Source organism: Algoriphagus sp. Y33 (assembly GCF_014838715.1).
Taxonomy (GTDB): Bacteria; Bacteroidota; Bacteroidia; order Cytophagales; family Cyclobacteriaceae; genus Algoriphagus.
Genome location: NZ_CP061947.1, coordinates 192,074 through 209,811, shown reverse-complemented (window position 1 = coordinate 209,811; position 17,738 = coordinate 192,074). Strand labels below are relative to the sequence as shown.

17 protein-coding genes are annotated in these 17,738 nt (G+C 43.5%); 9 read left to right on the top strand and 8 right to left on the bottom strand.

Translation table 11 applies throughout. The annotated features are described in order from the left end of the window. Positions 1–165: 165 nt before the first annotated feature. From ID165_RS00875 to ID165_RS26980, 6 genes are all read right to left on the bottom strand, one after another. A complete protein-coding gene (locus ID165_RS00875; RefSeq protein WP_192348530.1) occupies positions 166–552 on the bottom strand; it encodes an acyl-CoA thioesterase in 387 nt (128 codons plus the stop codon). A gap of 209 nt (positions 553–761) precedes the next feature. Then, positions 762–1,730 (bottom strand): transporter, encoded by a 969-nt coding sequence (locus tag ID165_RS00870; protein WP_192351802.1) that lies wholly within the window; start codon positions 1,728–1,730, stop codon positions 762–764. Then, positions 1,727–2,815: a cytochrome-c peroxidase gene (locus ID165_RS00865; protein ID WP_192348529.1), complete on the bottom strand. Its 1,089-nt coding sequence runs from the start codon at positions 2,813–2,815 to the stop codon at positions 1,727–1,729. Before ID165_RS00865 ends, ID165_RS00870 begins: the two co-directional genes overlap by 4 nt. Before the next feature lie 6 nt (positions 2,816–2,821). Further along, positions 2,822–3,694 carry an MbnP family protein gene (locus ID165_RS00860; RefSeq protein ID WP_225586925.1) on the bottom strand — a complete coding sequence of 291 codons (873 nt, stop codon included), beginning with the start codon at positions 3,692–3,694 and terminating at the stop codon, positions 2,822–2,824. 250 nt (positions 3,695–3,944) lie between these two features. Next, a complete protein-coding gene (locus ID165_RS00855; RefSeq protein ID WP_192348528.1) occupies positions 3,945–4,277 on the bottom strand; it encodes a hypothetical protein in 333 nt (110 codons plus the stop codon). A 289-nt stretch (positions 4,278–4,566) separates the two neighbouring features. Continuing rightward, positions 4,567–4,917, bottom strand: a complete 351-nt coding sequence (locus ID165_RS26980; RefSeq protein ID WP_370539771.1) for a transcriptional repressor — start codon at positions 4,915–4,917, stop codon at positions 4,567–4,569. Between the two features lie 252 nt (positions 4,918–5,169). Here ID165_RS26980 and ID165_RS00845 point away from each other — a divergent pair, with 252 nt between their 5' ends. The 4 genes from ID165_RS00845 (at position 5,170) to ID165_RS00830 (ending at position 11,435) form a co-directional block, all read left to right on the top strand. Further along, complete coding sequence (locus ID165_RS00845; RefSeq protein WP_192348526.1) at positions 5,170–7,923, top strand: TonB-dependent receptor plug domain-containing protein; 2,754 nt, start codon at positions 5,170–5,172, stop codon at positions 7,921–7,923. Between the two features lie 4 nt (positions 7,924–7,927). Further along, positions 7,928–9,142, top strand: a complete 1,215-nt coding sequence (locus ID165_RS00840; RefSeq protein WP_192348525.1) for a DUF4876 domain-containing protein — start codon at positions 7,928–7,930, stop codon at positions 9,140–9,142. Positions 9,143–9,222: 80 nt separating this feature from the next. Next, positions 9,223–10,605 (top strand): DUF6850 family outer membrane beta-barrel protein, encoded by a 1,383-nt coding sequence (locus ID165_RS00835; protein ID WP_192348524.1) that lies wholly within the window; start codon positions 9,223–9,225, stop codon positions 10,603–10,605. Between the two features lie 5 nt (positions 10,606–10,610). Then, positions 10,611–11,435, top strand: a complete 825-nt coding sequence (locus ID165_RS00830; RefSeq protein WP_192348523.1) for a hypothetical protein — start codon at positions 10,611–10,613, stop codon at positions 11,433–11,435. Between the two features lie 288 nt (positions 11,436–11,723). On the opposite strand, the gene ID165_RS00825 is transcribed toward ID165_RS00830, so the two are convergent. Beyond that, complete coding sequence (locus ID165_RS00825) at positions 11,724–12,656, bottom strand: DUF4625 domain-containing protein (RefSeq protein WP_192348522.1); 933 nt, start codon at positions 12,654–12,656, stop codon at positions 11,724–11,726. A gap of 7 nt (positions 12,657–12,663) precedes the next feature. After that, on the bottom strand, positions 12,664–13,017 hold the full coding sequence (locus ID165_RS00820) for a hypothetical protein (RefSeq protein WP_192348521.1): 354 nt from the start codon (positions 13,015–13,017) through the stop codon (positions 12,664–12,666). 596 nt (positions 13,018–13,613) lie between these two features. Between ID165_RS00820 and ID165_RS00815 the strand changes: the two genes are divergently transcribed. From ID165_RS00815 to ID165_RS00800, 5 genes are all read left to right on the top strand, one after another. After that, positions 13,614–14,486 (top strand): geranylgeranylglycerol-phosphate geranylgeranyltransferase, encoded by an 873-nt coding sequence (locus tag ID165_RS00815; RefSeq protein ID WP_192348520.1) that lies wholly within the window; start codon positions 13,614–13,616, stop codon positions 14,484–14,486. A gap of 134 nt (positions 14,487–14,620) precedes the next feature. After that, positions 14,621–14,878 (top strand): hypothetical protein, encoded by a 258-nt coding sequence (locus tag ID165_RS26490; protein ID WP_225587182.1) that lies wholly within the window; start codon positions 14,621–14,623, stop codon positions 14,876–14,878. After that, entirely contained in the window at positions 14,761–15,030 is a 270-nt protein-coding gene (locus tag ID165_RS26975; RefSeq protein WP_225586924.1) for a GNAT family N-acetyltransferase, read from the top strand. Before ID165_RS26490 ends, ID165_RS26975 begins: the two co-directional genes overlap by 118 nt. 315 nt (positions 15,031–15,345) lie before the next feature. After that, positions 15,346–16,428 (top strand): glutamate 5-kinase, encoded by a 1,083-nt coding sequence (proB, locus tag ID165_RS00805; RefSeq protein WP_192348519.1) that lies wholly within the window; start codon positions 15,346–15,348, stop codon positions 16,426–16,428. Then, complete coding sequence (locus ID165_RS00800; protein ID WP_192348518.1) at positions 16,421–17,662, top strand: glutamate-5-semialdehyde dehydrogenase; 1,242 nt, start codon at positions 16,421–16,423, stop codon at positions 17,660–17,662. The genes proB and ID165_RS00800 overlap by 8 nt, the downstream gene beginning before the upstream one ends. The last annotated feature ends 76 nt before the right edge of the window (positions 17,663–17,738 follow it).

The window sequence follows — 17,738 nt, the reverse complement described above, 5'->3', positions numbered from 1 at the left end:
GCTTAGACAGGGAATCTACGTAAAACCGGGATTCAGAGCTTCGTAATTCATAACGGCTCTCGTGTTTGTGGAAGCTCAGAAGTATGGCAGTAGCGGCAGGAAAAGTCTCACGGAAACCGGAAGGTGGCATAGGTACGAAACACCCCATTTCTACCTAACGATCTGTCAAATGTTGATTTTCACGGGCTTCTTCCCGGTATCAATTGCCACAAAGGTAAAGGTACCCGCAACCGCCTTTTCCCTGCCGCTCTCGTACATCTGTTCGATATAAATCTCTACATGAACTTTCAAACTAGTGTTGCCCACATGGATTACCCGCCCACAAAGCTCTATGATTGTACCGGCAGGTATTGGCTTGGTAAAGTCTATTTTGTCACTGCTGATCGTAACCATACGCTGTCTGCTAAAGCGTGTAGCAGTGATAAACGCCACCTCATCCATCAAATGCATCGCAGTCCCGCCAAACAACGTATCGTAATGATTTGTGGTATTGGGAAAAACAGCTTTGAATAGCTGCGTCTGGGACTGGTTGATTCTTTCTTCGATCGTCATTGGTGGGAAGTATTTGTATTCTAATCAGTAAAAACACGGTGTTTAACTTTGATCAAAGTTAGACGGGAAATTTAATACGCTGTAGAAAAATGACCGAAAAGAACCATAGCTGCTGAAAAAACGAAGGAGTATACCAGAGTTTTCATGAAATCCCTATCTCGCATAAATTGGTCTAGAATTGGTTAGCCGCACTCGATTCTGAAACCAGCTTATAACTCGAAAATGCGCTCTTCCATTTTCTCTTTTTTCTTCAGGTTAAAAGAAATATGCGTCATTAACCGGTTCCCCGTAACAGCCCGATTATTGGCAAGATTTTGAGAAATGGGAATTTGGTAATTTGCGCCAATAGAGACGGAACCAATGTTCATCTCCACCCCCATTACATTACTTAGCAAATCTCCTCCTGACTGATAAACCTTATATTTATTGTATAGCATATCCTGTGGCTGTGTTTCGTAAAGCAATCCTACATTAGGTGAAATCCTGATCTTATCCTGAATGTTAAATTTGTAGTAGACCAGAAAATTCCCCGTAAATTTGTTACCATACCGATAATCAAAATTATTTTCCGTGTTTACCTTGTAACTGGCATTTACATTTACCCCTAGGTCCATCAGTCTTACATCGTAAGCCGAATTGAATAAAAAATCAGTACTTCCTGATCCTAGCTGAAAATTATTGGGGGAATCAGACATCACCTGCTCGCCGGCTTCGTATCTGCCCGTAGGCGCTTTTACTCCTGCCCCTAACCATAGCGAATGCGCCAGAAACTTCGAACTCTCAGTGGTCACCCGTGACTCAAACAACTTATAGTTAAGTATCCCAACCACATCACCCAATCCTTCTTTATAGCCTTTGGTGCTTCCCTGCTCGATCATGCGGGTATTGAAATTATAAGGTAGAATCGCCATAATTCTCCACCTGCTGCCAAAGTTCCACGCTCCCCATACTTCGATGCTCCTGTATGTCTCATCCGAAGTGAGCAGCGTCCGATTTCCGCTTGGACCAAGATGGGTTGTGAGTAATTTGGATTGATAGCGAACGCCAACGAACTTATCGCTGAAATCCGGCAGAATTCCAAGGTAATAACTTCCTACTCCACATCCGCAGATGTCACAGGCTAGCGCACTCAGGGGTATGGTGATCACCAGCAATAGGATAAATATTTTAATTTTCATTTTATTATAGTGCTGTTAAGAACAGGTTCTGCAAGCAGTGGATCGGTCACAAAATCCCGGTCATTTAATGTGTTAAGAAATTCTATCAGGTTATTTTTTTCTTCATCGGTCATATTGACACCAATAGATCCGTCGTCATTTCGGAATACCGGATCCAGAAATTCCGAATCTACCATGCCTGTTCGGTAGTGCTCAATCACCCGATTAAGCGTCAGAAATCTACCGTCGTGCATATATGGGCCGGTGTATTGCCAGTTTCTCAGGCTAGGCACCTTGAACTTATAGCTGTCAGCTTCATTCAGCGTAACCCCATACCTCCCTTTATCATCTACCCGGTTAGGTGCGAGTCCATTGTTTCGGTAGCTTCTATCGGTAAGTAAGGGCTCGCTGTGGCAGGTTGCACAGTTTTTCTGAAAAACCTGATAACCTGCCAGCTGTCCATCGGAAAACACAGCCCCCGAATCATTTCTTTTCACTTTATCGTAATTCGAATTCGCACTCACCGCCATCAGCATGTATTGGGACAATGCTTTCAAGAACCTTGCATCTGTAATTTCTGCCGTCCCAAAGGCCTTTTTAAAAAGCTCTGGATATTCGGGGTGTTCACGAAGCTTTTTAAGGACATTGGGCAAATTTTCATCCATTTCCACAGGGTTGGTGATGGCATTGATCGCTGCAAGATCCAGGTCAAAGACACCTCCGTCCCAGAAAAATTCGTCTCCCCATGCGAGGTTCATTATCGGCATGGGATTTCGGATGCCTAACTGATCATCAATACCGTGGCTTACGTCATGCCCGTGATGGGTAAAAGCCGCAGTCTGAATGTGGCAACTCCCACATGCAATGGTATTGTTACGTGAGAGCCTTGGCTCAAAAAAGAGCTTTTTCCCCAATTCAAACCCTTCCTTGGTCACTTCGTTTCCGGAGAAATCATACGACGCTTCCGGAAAGTGATTTGGCTGCACAAACCCTTGAAATATCTCTGGCTCCCCCTCCCCTGAGTGACAGGAGGAAACTGAAATGAACAACAATACACCCAGGGACAAAGGATGGAGAATCCGATTAAACGTCGATTTACTTCTCATCTGCACTTAAAGTCCCTCCTCCCCTTTGCTGAAATTTTCTGTATGGTCATGGGAAAACATTCCGGGGAAATTATTTGCAATGTTGACACTGTAGTCACTGAACATCACATTGGGATGCTCCTGAATACTGAATGTATGCTGCCCATTGAACACGTTCATCACATCCACAAAGAGATGCACATTACTTCTCAATCCTTCCCGCACTTGAGCGATGCCTCCCTGGTTCAGATCCAGCGTGATTTCTTTGATGTTGTTCAATGTAGGGGCACTGTATCCGCCGAATCCGCCGATGTGGTATTTGAACTGCCTGTTTCCTGTTGGATCCCCCTGCTGATCATCAGAGATCAAATCACAGTTCCCTTCAAATTTAAAAAAGATATAGCCGCTGTTCCATCCCCAGTACATCCCTCCACCCCCATGACCTTGATCAGGATCAAAGGACAATACACCCGGACGCTGATCCACGGACATGGTATTTCTCAAACTATCCACGCCCAGCACAAATGATATTTTGGTATAGTCTCCTTCCGGAGCGGTGACTTTGGTAAAACGGGTATCCCGATCCTCAGCCTGGATCAAAAAATAACTTTCTTCCTGAGGAACCATGTATTCTTCCCCGGACGCTGTGTAAAGCTTGATATTACTGATAAAATACCGGAGGGTTCTGATGGAAAACGCTTCTCCCCTTGCATTGGTGTATTGGCGCGGCTCCATACCAAATGTCTCCTCTCCGACTATAGTATCAAATTCAATGGAGAAATCACCGGTCTTTGTTAAATCCGGCGCAGGATCATCATCACTACAAGAAGTCAAGATAACCAGCGTTAGCCCCAATACCATTGGAGCCAGCACACCAAAAATATTATTATATAATTTCATTTTTATTTATATTATTTTTTTTTTATTCACAACAAGACACACCTATCCATCTACATATAAAATATGAAGATAGATTTTAAACCAAAGAGAAACACATACTCTTTAGTATATTATAATCTCAAGAAATCCCGGGATATATCCTCTCCCCAGGCATGCAGCCAACTAGACTAAGCAAACCCGAAACCATAGCCAATGCTTGGCAGCTACCTATAGCCGAATTAAAGGAAAAGATTAGGAAATATATAAAAAATCAGAGCCGGGGAGGCTTGACCACTTCACGAACCAGTAAGGAAGTGAAAGGCTCCAAATACGCCACTACCAACATACTGGCTGAAACAAAAGACTTAGAATAAATTGATTCTAACTTAGGAATCGGGATATAAATACCGAAATCCGAGCTGAATTTATGCACAGAATTAGTATCCTGCTTTTCTTTTTGAGCCCTCATCTTATCTGCCAGATAGCACTTGCCGTCGCAGTTCATCATAGGCTTGTCTTTATTGACACAAAAATTCTCGATGATAAAGGCCTTGTTTAATTCATAACTTCCCTGAATCACAGAATAGACCATGCTATTGAGCATAAGTATTGAGCAAAGAGAGATATGTATGAGTGATTTTAACACAATGCAAAAGTAACAGTTGAAAAATCAACGGCAAAGGATTTTTTTATAATTATATAAATAGCATGCACTATTTATCCACTACTAGAAAACAGCAATTACTATTCTCGCTATCGTTAGGCAAACACATGATTTTTTTCGGATATTTCTTCAACCAGACATCCCCGTAAGCTAAAATCGCATAGTAACCAAAGTCTGTATTAAACACTGCATGTAGCAAACATGAAGAGGCAAATCCCAAGCTCCTCCTTCATGTTTGGGTAGATTTCTTGAATTGCGGGCAAATTCCTGCCATAGTAATCTGAGAAAAATGAACTTGATGCTTTGAAAGACTGGAGAAAGTGACGTGATCCTCCTTCAGTTTAGTCACGTTCCTGCATGCAACACATGAAAAATGGACATAGCTAGTGTTATTATCTTTTGGAGACTGAGAACCAAAGCGAAATGTACCATCAACATCGGCTATCTTATACATTACCCCTTCTTGTTCCAACCGCTCAAGAACCCGATAAAGTGTAACCCTGCTGCATACCTTCCCTATTTCGCCTTTAATCTCGGAATAGGATAGGACATGCTCAGAATCATTAATCACAGCTAAAATTTTTCTTTGGCAAGCGTGTTTCTCATGATCCTAGTTTGGGCTGGTTGTGCAACATGATTCAAAAAAAATCAATACCCTTATTAATTGCAACAATATTGCATAAATAAAGTCGCATCAAAATCACCATCATAAGCCTAAAAAGCTAAAGTAAAATCCTTCTCTACCAAACTTTCATTCGAAAAAACTGAAGAAAAATTATCTCTAAAGAAATTAAACGCAACAATATTGCATTAAAGAAAGATAAGCCTACTTTTGCGCAACAATATTGCATTAAATACTGTGTTACGAAGAGGCCTACTCCTACTTTATCTCCTAGTCTTTTATCAACTCACTGTAGCCCAAACACTACATGGAACAGTGAAAGATGAAAATCAACTTCCTCTGCCGGGTGCCTTGCTTCAGTTTGAGCCATTGGGCAGAACCTTGATCAGTGGAGATAAAGGAGAATTCGGTCCCTTGGAAGTACCAAAAGGGATTTCACTTCATGTGAAAGTCACTTTCCTGGGGTACGCCCCCATAGAAACTACCATCACCGCAGGGAAAGCGCAGCATATCTTACAATTTTCCCTTCAGCGTAGCAGCTTGGATCTCGACGAAGTCACCGTCACAGGAAAGGAAAATCAATCCGGATTAGGAAGCAGCACAGAAATAAACCGCCAAGCCATAGCGCATGTACAGCCAAACAGTCTCCGGGACGTTCTTCAACTCCTGCCCGGTCAGCTGGCCATCAATCCCAGCGTAAATTCTCCCCAACAGGTATTGATCCGCCATGTTCCTGTCAGTTCCGCAGGCAACACACTTGCACAATTGGGAACTTCCCTTGTAATGGATGGTAGCCCAGTGTCCAATGACGCCAACCTTCAATATAATGTCAATATCCTTAACTCTTCTCCGGGTTCTAGTCCCCCATTCCAATCTGTATCGGGGCAAGGAACCGACCTTAGACAGATTCCTGCAGATCAGATTGAACGCGTAGAGGTAATACGTGGAGTGGCTTCTGCCAAATACGGCAATGCCACTTCAGGAACAATCTTGGTTGAAACCAGGATCGGAGCTTTTGAACCGCAGGTACGCATCCGGGCCAACCCTCAGGCATTTCAAACAGGCGCAGGAATGGGCATTTCCATCAAGCCGGACCGACAAGCCATCAGTCTGGATCTGGACTTCATAGACTCCAAACCCGACCCGAGGGATGTTTTAAACAGTTTTTCAAGGATAACAGCAACACTGGGACATGAATTGTCCGGATTACTCGGCGGGAAATTGACTTGGAGAAGCCGACTGGGGCTTAGCAGCAATGTGGCTGCACAAAGACAGGATGAAGGAATTGATCCTGCAGCCAGATCGTGGAAAGCACAGGATCAGGCAATCAGGCTTAATAACCGACTCAGCTATTATCCTACTTCAGCATGGCTGGAAAGAGTTGAGGGAACATTTTCGCTGGATCTGAATCGTCAGGATGCCTTCTATCAGGAATTTATCACAACCAATGTCGGTCCAAGGCCTGTTTTTCTGAATGATACTACCGGTGCTGTTCCTTATGGGACAGCACGATATCTAAATGAAACTAACGTAAAAGGCAGGGCAACAAGCTACTATCACAGAATAGAATCAACAGGCCATTGGAAACTGTCCGGAGAATCCCATCGGGTACTGGTAGGTACAGAATGGCGGTATGATGCCAACCGTGGGCCCGGAAGAACATTTGATCTGAGCCGCCCACCACGCCAAAACTACAGTGCCGGCGACCGACCGAGAAGTTTTAGCGACACCCCCGGATTGAATCAAGTCTCCTGGTATGCGGAAGACAGATTCTCTTTCAGGTTTTTAGGCGGTTCCATATTTTGGCAGGCAGGACTGCGTCTGGATCACTACTTTCTTTCAGGTACTTCTCCCCAATCTCTGGGTTCGCATTTACAGCCTAGAATAAATACCAACTGGTCTATTATCAAGGAAAAACTTTCTCTCAAAGCCGGCTATGGAATTCTTTCCAAAATCCCGCCCTTGATTTACCTCAGTCCGGGACCCCGGTTTATTGACTTGATCAATTTCAATTATTATGCTCCGGAGGCGGAAGAGCGGCTGCTGATAGTCACCACCAACAGAATAGATCTCCCCAATGGAGAAGTCAAAGCATTTAAAAGCCGAAAAGCTGAGCTCGGTTTAGACGGGAAATTAGCGGGAACCGCCTTTAGTCTGACTGCATTTCATGAGACTACTGCTGATGGACCGGGATATATCAGGGAACCTTATCTGGCTCACCGGGCCAAATTTGAGGTACTGGATTACCCACTGGGTTCGCCTCCCATATTAAGTGCCTTGCCCATTTCCTACGACACGCTCTTTCTTGGCTATGACAGGCCTGTCAATAATCAGCATTTGAAGAATACGGGAATTGAATACACAGTGGATTTTCCCGAAATCACCCTCTTGAAAACGCAGATAAATCTCACAGGAGCTTTTGTCCGGACGGTTTCTACCTCCACAGGCGATCAAGTGGATTCGGATTTTATATTCCGCTATACGGATACCCCGCATGTGCCCGTATATGCAGGCGGCACAGGTACTAACGCCACACAGTGGAATACCTCTATCCGGTTGATCCATCGCATTCCTTCTGCGGGATTGGTGATCTCCTCTCTGATACAGGCATTGTGGATACAGGCTGATCAGCCGATAGGCTATAGCAATCTACCCATTGCACTACTGGGTAGAAATGGAATCCAAACTCCCCTGTCTCCAACCGAGGCAATCCTTCCGGAATACAAAAACTATGAACGTGGAATAGCAGAAAGCCGGCTACTCAAAGAACAGAGGCCTCCTTTATTCCTGATCAATTTGCGTCTAAACAAGGAATTTTCGCCCGGCAGAGGATTCGCTTTCTATGTCAACAATCTACCGAATCACCGTCCTCTCTATCAAAGTGTCCGATCAGAAACCTATTCTCAGAGAAATATCACCCTGTTTTTCGGTGCTGAACTATTCTTCCAACTAAAATCCATATAAAACTATGAACAAATTTACATCAAAACTAACCGGCCTGATAGGAGTATTCTTCTTTCTGCTGCTTATAGCTTGCAACACAGACGATGAACCGCGGTTAAAAACATTCTCCGTCGGGATATCTGCAATTTTTCCCGAAGATTTTGAAGATTCACAAGCGGCCGGGGTTACCGTACGGCTTAAAAACCTGGCTTCCGGAAATCAGCAGGAAAAAGTAACCGATGCTTCCGGAAATGTGGTTTTTGAAGAGTTGGTACCGGGCGGCTATGAGCTCAATGCCAACCTGAGTCTGACAGCTGAACAGGCTATGGAACTTGCAGGAATTGCTACCGAGATCAACCTCAATTACCTGAACAACAATTTAATGCTGTCTGAAGAAACAGCGTCCAAAGGTCCGATTTCAGTTCGTTTGGCAGGCTCTGTATCCGGCGATTTGGTTATTAAGCAGGTTTATTATTCAGGCTCAAAAACTCCGGAGGGAGGAAATTACTTCTTTGATCAGTTTTTCGAGATTTACAACAACTCCAGTGAGCCCATTGCATTGGATGGACTCTACATTTCTAACGTCTATGGACCATCCGGACTGATCAATCCAAATACGCCACCTACTCCTTTTCAGGATGACAGTGACCACGTATATATTTCTACTGCATGGAAAATAAAGGGATCAGGAGAGGAGAATATACTACAGCCATTCAGTAGCGTGGTCATTGCCCAGCAAGGAATCAATCACCAAGCTGAGGAAGCCAATCCGGGAAGCCCTGTAGATTTGAGCTCGGCGGATTTTGAGTTTTTTGTAGCAGGGTCTACACGCGATGTGGACGCTCCCAATGTACCCAACCTAGAAATGATCTATCACCCATTCAACCCAACATTTGCATTGGTTCCTGTATTTGGTCCGGGTACAATTATTTGGAGAACAGATGATTTTGCAGCATTGGATCAGGTATCCATACCGGATACAAGCCCTACCTACCCGCAGGTGGTAAAAGTGCCAAATGCTTTGGTAATCGATGCAGTAGAGGCACTCAGAAGCGAAAATGACGGAAGCTTTAAGCGCATCTCAGCGAGTTTGGACGCCGGATTTATACATGTATCCGACACCTACACCGGAGAATCCATTATAAGAAAGGCATTCTCGATAGATGGCAACACAGTATATCAGGATACGAATAACAGCCAAGCGGATTTCGAAGTGTTAGCTATTCCTGTCCTGCCATAATCGTAGTTATGACTTTCAGATTGATTTGGTTAATTGGTTTCTTTTTTTGCCCGCTGGTTTCCGGCGGGCAAAATTTCCCCATGGACAGAATACGCTATCAAAACCAGCTCTTTACTCACCACTTGCATCATCATCCATTTTTGCTTCAAAAAGACCAACCCACTTTTTATGAAGCAAAACTTGGCTTCCGCACGCGCTCAGGTATCCGGGAGCAGCCCTTTGACACACAGCAAATCAATCAGGGATATTTTCGATCGGCTTCGGTGATGAAGATAGGTTCTTGGATGACAGCAGGAACATTCAACTATCATAAGACACTGAAATCGGTGCGTCCCTACTTACTGCAGACTTCAGCCTGGGATAACATTCCCTACCGGCTGATGGACAAGGATACGCAGGCTTGGTCAGGTGACGAAGTTGATTTCAGATTAACTTTCACTAGCCCTGAATATGGTCGAACTAAAACACTGCAGACCATAGGAGCTCTTTCCTATAAAGTCGGCACCCATTCACGCAATGCCGAACCCCGGCCTTTGGCCAGAATAAGTCAGTATACTATCCGGGCAGGGCAAAGTATCAAAGTTCTTCCCCAAACTAGTCTGGGAGCAGGAATACAAATTGTCTCCGGTCAGGAGGAAAACCATATCGGTGCCTTTGCAGTGCAGGATGTGCAAATCTACCAGGGAAGAGGATGGGGAACTTACACGTTGAATACGTATCAATCCTTCCAAAGAACCCAGAAGCTTCAGGGTATAGACGGCTTTCTTTATTTGCACTATCAAAAAGAGAATGTAAAGGCATTTACTGAAGTTACCTTTAAAAATAGATCCTATGAAGCCAGAGATGGGGTGGCCTTTCCTGTCAATGGAGGGACCTCCAAAATGACCGGTTTATCATGGATCGCCGGAATAGGCATGAAGCTGCAAGGTTCTAAAAAACTGGAATCCATCGTCACCTTCGATTCGGATAAACTGCTGGGAACAGACCCCATCTTCTCCGCCATCAATGTGGAGAATAAATCCTACAAGATAAGCTGGGAAAATCTGGGAAGTCTGGGTCCAAAAGGAGCCTGGCAGCTTCGACTGCAACTTCAGACCCAGCTGAATAAATCAGAAGATTTTGCGGCAGGGGAAGTAGTAGATGTGAGGATTAACACGGTGGAAGCTGCGGTTCTTAAATCACTGACACTCGGGTCTACGCAACTCTATATCAACCCGCTACTAAAAGTTTGGAATGCCTACTCGGATATGGATTTTGACGAATCAAATGAACTGTCCCGATTGCTGCTGGGCTCCCAACAGGCTTTCTATTCCCGTTCGTTTCTGGAACCAGCACTAAACCTAAAATGTAAGCTGCCAATTATGAAAGAAAACCAGATCTTTTTTGAATCTACCTATTCTCACCGTTTGTCAAGCTCTTACCCTTTGCGGGAACTATCACTTTCCATCCAATTGCTCTTTTAATCACTATGAAAATCTTAATCCAAGCTCTTTTATTTATTCTCTGGACTGCTGCCACATCCTATGGACAGTCCTCTAAAATCCTACAGCTGGCAGATTCCCTGGCTAAAGAAATTCTGGAAAATGAAGGGCTTTATACTGTTATGGGCGGACTTAAACCGATAAGTACCGTTATACAATTTCAATTCAAAATAGATTCGGTCTCCCAAGCATACCTTTCTGAAGATGTTCCAAGGAAACAGCTGGACGAACTTATTTCTGCATTGGGTTTACTTGAGGATAGTCCGATAGGTTTTGTCACACTACCTTTTCGACAGGTCTATGGAGAACAACGGGTATTTGAAGTACTGGTGTACCACAGGGAATCAGTCCGCGAGAAGATCAGGGAAAACTTCTCCTTTTTTTTAGAACGCGGCATCCACCCGCACACCCCGATCCATCAGGTACTCTCCATGACAGAGTTTGATCATTCAGTGCCACGGTTTAGAGCTTATGGTTATTTTTTCGGATACCCAAGCCATGCAGTGGATTTCTTTGTGGAAGCTGCAGCACACGAAAAAGCCACCAAAGAATTTGTCAAAAGAGATTTTTTACAGATTCCCGTCAGCAGTAAAGATGAAGGCGCATTTGTCTATGCCGTTCCTAAAGGATACCAGGCCGGAAAAGAAGACGTTCATCTGAAAGAGCAGGCCATGGAACTGCTTTCTATCTATAAATTGAGAAAATCCAGCTTTATGTCTTCAGACCGGGAGTATCCGTTTCTGGAGCTTTATTGGGATATGGTTAAACCCGAATTATGCATTAGGTTTCGTAATAGCCTGTCCCGATTTTAATCGGTAAGGGCATTAATTGCAAGAAAATCAGTCTGCTTGGAGAGTGAGTCCGCCGCGGCGGATATGGTGAACTCGAAAACAGCAATGTAATGACTGGTTTTGAAGCAATTAATGGATGCAGTAACTTGTACGCCGTGACGTAGAATTGCTAGTGCATATTTCGGGTTAAATTTGCCCCATTCTTTGAATTGGCTTTATAAGATCCGATCACCCCATTGTTAGCATAAACTTTCAAATACAACGGCACTGACATCCTAATGTCAGTGCCGTTGCCAAATTACCCACCTATTAAAACCCTGTCACGTTAAGCTCAAAGTAATGGTGAAGACTGATGTTATGCGAGGAATTGGTATAGACTACACCAAAATAATATTCCCCTGATTCCCAAGCTTTGTCCCCGCTTATGGCATTAGGCTCGGGGGAATTATTGTCTGCCGATGCTCCTATGGTAAGTTTAGGGCTTGGTCTCAAAAAACCTCCATTTCCATCGTATATCACACTGCTGAAGGTATATACCTCGGTCTCATTTTCGTGCTCAAATACGTCATGTACGATCACCTTCGAGAAGTCTATCGCATCAACTGACTCCGGGAGATGGTTTGCGTCCTTTTTGATAAGCAGAAGGTACATTTTTCCATCCCCCTTTACATTTTTTATGGCTGCATCAGAGGAAAGAATTTCACTTTTCGAAAATTCCACATTTTCCGGATTTTCAAGTGTCTCGTTTACATAATGAAAATCACCTTGATCGGTGGTTATATGCCAAATGTATAATATGGGATCTACCGCAAGATTTGAAGGATCAACGATCTCAACCTCATAGGTTTCTTGAAGCGTAGTACCATTCTCGTCCGTAACGATAATAAAGAAGTCATACTTCCCTTCAACTGCATCTTCCGGTATATCGAAGTGCTTGTGGACGTTGGTGTTTTTAACTCCCTTGTATTCTTCCCAAGTCAGCTCAAAATTCCATTCGTCGGCATAGGACTCACCTTCGATGGGCTCAATTTTCACTTGAACCAGATCAATCTTATCCCCTGCCACAATATCAAGGTCGAGATGAAAGTCCCTTCCTACTACCCCTATTCCATTGTTGCCTAATCCGATCTCGACATTTTCAATAATGGGCATAGGTAAAACCGGTTCTGGATCATCTTCACAAGAGCTGAAGAGCACTGCTATGATCAGTGTAAAAAGAAGATAGTTGATTGTGTTTTTCATCGTTTTATTAATTATTAGTTAAAATTGGTAGTTCAGGGAAAGGGTAATATTTGTAAAGTTTGGACCTGCATATGTCCAGAGCACTTATACTTTCCCAAAAAAGTGCTAATTGATTTCCCGATAAGTAGCTTCTCTTTCCATCTATCATTACATCTATTCCTGTACTTCCCCGCCAAAGGATTTCATTATTCGGATCCACGCCGACGCCAGGGATTTTTTTGAGAATTTCCAAAGCAGTTATCCCACTGCTTGTCGCTATCTGATCCACATTAAAGGTTTCCTTCCCTCTTTCTACTTCAACTACAGGTTTTTTAAATATCACTACCACTTCATCCGGTGCCGTCGCTTCTTCCTGTAACATACCTCCAGAAAAGATGCATCCTTGATGAGCACTTCTTTGGACTCCATTCCAATAAATGAAAATATGAGTATGTCGTCCTTTTCCGCTGCAATATGAAACCTCCCTTCATGAAAATCATCTGTCTTATCCAGAAAATACAGCTGTCCTGACGAACAAAACACTTCCCTTTTTCTGTTGTAAGGCTTAGAGCCTTTAGCGTCTGAAATGTGCCTTAACTCTTTGTCAAATTGATAGCTCCCCATACAATAGTGTCAGTACAAATAATGCAACAACATTGCAAATGTAAATCAAGCCATGTTTAATTGCAATAATGTGGCAATTAAAAACAGGGGAATATTCCCTTGAGGGAATGGACTCAGGGAATCTTCATCGGGGAGGGACAAAAACTTATTACTTTACCGTCCCCATAGAAACTCCAAGCAGAGCTAATATTGAACTTAACTAAATGAAAATAAGTAATTTATATAAGTGTAGAAACCACGACATTTGACCGTGGTTTGCATTTCTACTACAGACCTTATGGAATAATTAGGGTTTAATTTCAGATACCTAGCCTTTTCCCTAGATGTGACAGGAATTGAATCTATTTTTGGTGTATGAATACCATGACTGTGGACAGAATGATTTCCATCCGGGGACTTTTTCGGATCAGCAGGCCTATCAATCTGCTGATGGTTGGATTTGCACAGCTAATGACCGCCTACTTTTTAGTTGAAACCAATAATTTCGGTATGCCTGCACTGCAGGACTATAAACTTTATCTATTAGTCATTTCCACCCTATTGATCACTGCGGCAGGCTATATGATCAATGATTATTATGATGTCAAAATCGACTATGTGAATCGCCCGGGAAATGTAGTGGTAGGCAAAGGCATAAAGCGACGCGTAGTTATCCTCCTACATACTGTTTTGAATTTCACTGCCGTAGGACTGGGGTTTATGGTTAGCCCAAGCATAGGCTTAATTAACTTTGTCGCAGCATTTTTGCTTTGGTTCTACAGCAACCAGCTGAAAAGGGAACCCTTTATCGGGAATTTCACGGTGGCCTTGCTCACAGGCGTATCCATCTATGTGATTGCATTCTATTTCCAAAAATCAGAACTATTGGTTTTGACCTACGCCATATTTGCTTTCTTTCTCAATCTTATCCGGGAAATCCTAAAAGACATAGAAGACCGGCAGGGAGATAGAAAACACGGATGCCGCACCTTGCCCATCGTGATTGGATTTCGGAAAACAAAAGCTGTGATTTTCCTGATTGCAGCCGTATTTGTCTGCGCTATATTGGTGGTGACTTTTGAATTAAACCGTCCTGTAATTTTCATGTATTTTGGAGGACTTGGGATCTTTTTCAGCTACTTTATGTATAGAATATATCATGCAGACCGCAAGGACCATTTCACGCAACTGAGCACAATTGCCAAGGTCTTAATGCTAGTGGGAACCTTAAGCATGGGGTTATTGTAAAGTATGTTTAAAAATCCCGTGATTCACCGGTGTTTATTTTGACCCAAAAATTGCCCTTGGACTCCGTGAAAGGCAACACAATATTGCCTGGCTGAGCGTAGTAGAACCCCACTTTCAATAACAAGTCATACTATATGGAAATCACGTTATCAGATAGAAGAACTATAAAGATTGAAGCCATTTTGGAATTATATCGTGCCAATGAATGGAGTTCTGCCGACAAGCCAAGTGAGCTTTATAACGGACTTATGAATTCCCATTCCCTATTTTCCGCATGGGACAAGGATCGACTTGTTGGAATTGCAATGCTATTTCTGACGGTTTTTTGGTCGTTTACTATCCTCATTTACTTGTTCACCCGGATTTTCAGGGAAAAGGAATTGGAAAGATGATTATGGATAAAATGCTGGAAAAGTATGGACATTTCCATATGCAAATATTAGCAGCAGACGGAAAAGCAAGCGGTTTCTATCAAAAGGCAGGTTTCACAAAAGCAGGAGGCACGGAACCCATGTGGATTTACAAGGGGAATGAGCATGGTTAAACATTAAACAATAAATATGATTATCCGCAATGATGCCAGTAACCATATTCGCCTTGTTTTACTGGCTAGAAGACCGATGCCGGGTTACCGAAGTGACCTCAATGCTAGTGTTGACCAAATCCTATAATGCTTTAGTCTCATTACTGGTAGAAAAATGGATATACATTAAGTAATAAAACAAGAGAGCTTATGAACCAAATTCATAAAAGATAAAAGCACTCATGTTCCTGATAAATCCGCCGAACAGGCCCGTAAATCTTAAATTCAAGGTCATAAGTCCCAAATCTTCCCTATTTTCAAGCAAATTTTTCAAAAATGCTAGACAGCAAACTACTTGTAATCAAAATTGGGTCGAATGTATTGACTCAGGAAAATGGACTTCCTGATCTGAATCGGATGGAAAAACTTGTGGCTCAAATTCAGGAGTTGACTTGCCGGGGAAAGAAAATAGTGTTGGTAAGTTCCGGAGCAGTGGCTTTTGGTAGACAGGCCATTCCCCTTCCCGAGAAACTCAATCCTGTATTCAAAAAACAAATATGGGCTTCCACGGGACAAATCCGCCTGATCAATCAGTACCAAAACTTTTTTGAAAATCACAATCAACCGGTTGCCCAGATCCTGGTGACAAAAGAGGATTTCCGTGACAGAAAGCATTTTCTGAACATGAAAAACTGCGTACAGGCATTGCTTTCACAGGGTATTTTGCCCATTATCAATGAAAATGACACCGTAACGATCACCGAGCTGATGTTCACAGACAACGATGAACTGGCAAGTCTCACAGCTGCTATGATCAATGCGGATACGATGGTATTGCTGACAAATGTAGACGGGATTTTCACCGGAAATCCTTCTGAGCCCACTTCCGAACTTATAGAAAAAGTAGCTTCCAGCATGCCTGAAGTGTCCGGCTACATTTCAGCATCCAAATCATCTTTCGGTCGCGGAGGCATGCTGACCAAATACGCCATGGCCAAGAAATCGGCCGATCTTGGTATTCAGGTGATTATTGCCAACGGCAAGCGGGACAATGTTCTGGGTGAATTTGCAGACAAAACCTTGCGCTGCACCTGGTTTGAGCCACAGAAAGCCAAGCATGGTGCAAAGAAATGGCTGGCTCATGGCGAACATTATTACGTAGGAGAAGTTACAATCAACGAGGGGGCAAAAGCTTCCCTCACCTCCGAAGTAATAAGAAGCCTATTGCCTATAGGAATCAGTAAACTGGAAGGTGAGTTTTCCAAAGGAGACATCTTGCTTATCCGCGATGAGTCCGGACATAAAATCGGACTTGGCCGTGCAGAGTATTCCTCCAAAATAGCCGGCGAAAGAATTGGCCAAAAGAACCAAAAAGCATTAATCCATTACGATTACCTCTATATTTTCGATCATGACTGAGTACCAACATATATTTGATGGAGTAAAAAAAGGAGCAAGAAAATTGACCGGTCTCAGCAATGAGAAAGTCAACCAGGTGTTGCATAATCTGGCAATTTCGGCGGTGGAAAACAAGTACTTTCTACTGGAAGAAAACCAAAAGGATCTGGATCGAATGGAGCCAGACAACCCTATGTATGACAGATTACTTCTCACCGAAGAGCGGATCCACAGTATCGCCGGGGAAATAATCCAGGTAAGCGCATTACCAAGTCCATTGCATCATGCCTTGGAGAGCAAAACGTTAGAAAATGGACTTTCTCTGGAGAAAACAACCGTTCCTCTCGGAGTAATAGGAATTATTTACGAAGCTAGGCCAAATGTCACATTTGATGTGTTCGCCTTGGCTCTCAAATCAGGAAATGGTTTAGTGTTGAAGGGTGGATCAGATGCAGATCATTCCAATCGAGCCATCATGAGTTTGATTCATCAGGTATTGGCTGTTAATGAGCTGCCGACTGACGCATTCCAGCTTTTACCCGCAGACCGGGCTGCTACCAAAGCACTTCTGGAAGCGGTGGGTTTTGTGGATGTAATTATACCGCGGGGTTCACAGGGACTGATCAATTTCGTAAGGGAAAATGCAAAAGTACCGGTCATCGAAACCGGAGCCGGAATAGTCCATACCTATGTGGATGAATCGGCTGATCTCGATAAAGCAACAGAGATTGCCTTCAATTCCAAAACCCGCAGGCCAAGCGTTTGTAACTCTTTGGATTGCTTAGTCATTCACGAAGTTCACCTGCCGGACTTGAATGATATCATCCAACCTATGCTGGAAAGCAAGGTTCAGATTTTTGCTGACGAAAAGGCCTTTGCGGCTTTGGACAGCAATGAACTGATTTCACTAGCTGACGAATCACATTTTGGGACTGAGTTTCTGGGACTGAAATTAGCCATCAAAACCGTAGCAAATCTCGATGAAGCGCTGGATCATATCGCAGCATATTCTTCCAAGCATTCTGAGGCTATTGTGGCCGAAAATCAGGAAGTCATCGACAGGTTTCTTCTTGAAGTGGATGCGGCAGCTGTTTACGCCAATGCCTCTACGGCTTTCACCGACGGAGCCCAGTTTGGACTGGGAGCCGAAATCGGTATCAGCACCCAAAAACTACACGCACGCGGCCCAATGGCTCTGAAAGAACTTTGCAGCTACAAGTGGATTGTGAGGGGAAATGGGCAAGTGAGGGGCTAGTCATTAGTGGCCAGTTTACAGTGGTCTGTGATCAGTATTCCCTATGTCCCCTGAGCTGAGGTCAAAGGGTTAGCTA

Excerpts from the sequence above, each read along its gene's own strand:
- ID165_RS00875 (WP_192348530.1), bottom strand. The coding sequence starts at position 552 with ATGACGATCGAAGAAAGAATCAACCAGTCCCAGACGCAGCTATTCAAA.
- ID165_RS00870 (WP_192351802.1), bottom strand. The coding sequence starts at position 1,730 with ATGAAAATTAAAATATTTATCCTATTGCTGGTGATCACCATACCCCTG.
- ID165_RS00865 (WP_192348529.1), bottom strand. The coding sequence starts at position 2,815 with ATGAGAAGTAAATCGACGTTTAATCGGATTCTCCATCCTTTGTCCCTG.
- ID165_RS00860 (WP_225586925.1), bottom strand. The coding sequence starts at position 3,694 with ATGAAATTATATAATAATATTTTTGGTGTGCTGGCTCCAATGGTATTG.
- ID165_RS00855 (WP_192348528.1), bottom strand. The coding sequence starts at position 4,277 with ATGCTCAATAGCATGGTCTATTCTGTGATTCAGGGAAGTTATGAATTA.
- ID165_RS00840 (WP_192348525.1), top strand. The coding sequence starts at position 7,928 with ATGAACAAATTTACATCAAAACTAACCGGCCTGATAGGAGTATTCTTC.
- ID165_RS00835 (WP_192348524.1), top strand. The coding sequence starts at position 9,223 with ATGGACAGAATACGCTATCAAAACCAGCTCTTTACTCACCACTTGCAT.
- ID165_RS00830 (WP_192348523.1), top strand. The coding sequence starts at position 10,611 with ATGAAAATCTTAATCCAAGCTCTTTTATTTATTCTCTGGACTGCTGCC.
- ID165_RS00825 (WP_192348522.1), bottom strand. The coding sequence starts at position 12,656 with ATGAAAAACACAATCAACTATCTTCTTTTTACACTGATCATAGCAGTG.
- ID165_RS00820 (WP_192348521.1), bottom strand. The coding sequence starts at position 13,017 with ATGTTACAGGAAGAAGCGACGGCACCGGATGAAGTGGTAGTGATATTT.
- ID165_RS00815 (WP_192348520.1), top strand. The coding sequence starts at position 13,614 with ATGAATACCATGACTGTGGACAGAATGATTTCCATCCGGGGACTTTTT.
- ID165_RS26490 (WP_225587182.1), top strand. The coding sequence starts at position 14,621 with ATGGAAATCACGTTATCAGATAGAAGAACTATAAAGATTGAAGCCATT.
- ID165_RS26975 (WP_225586924.1), top strand. The coding sequence starts at position 14,761 with ATGGGACAAGGATCGACTTGTTGGAATTGCAATGCTATTTCTGACGGT.
- proB (WP_192348519.1), top strand. The coding sequence starts at position 15,346 with ATGCTAGACAGCAAACTACTTGTAATCAAAATTGGGTCGAATGTATTG.
- ID165_RS00800 (WP_192348518.1), top strand. The coding sequence starts at position 16,421 with ATGACTGAGTACCAACATATATTTGATGGAGTAAAAAAAGGAGCAAGA.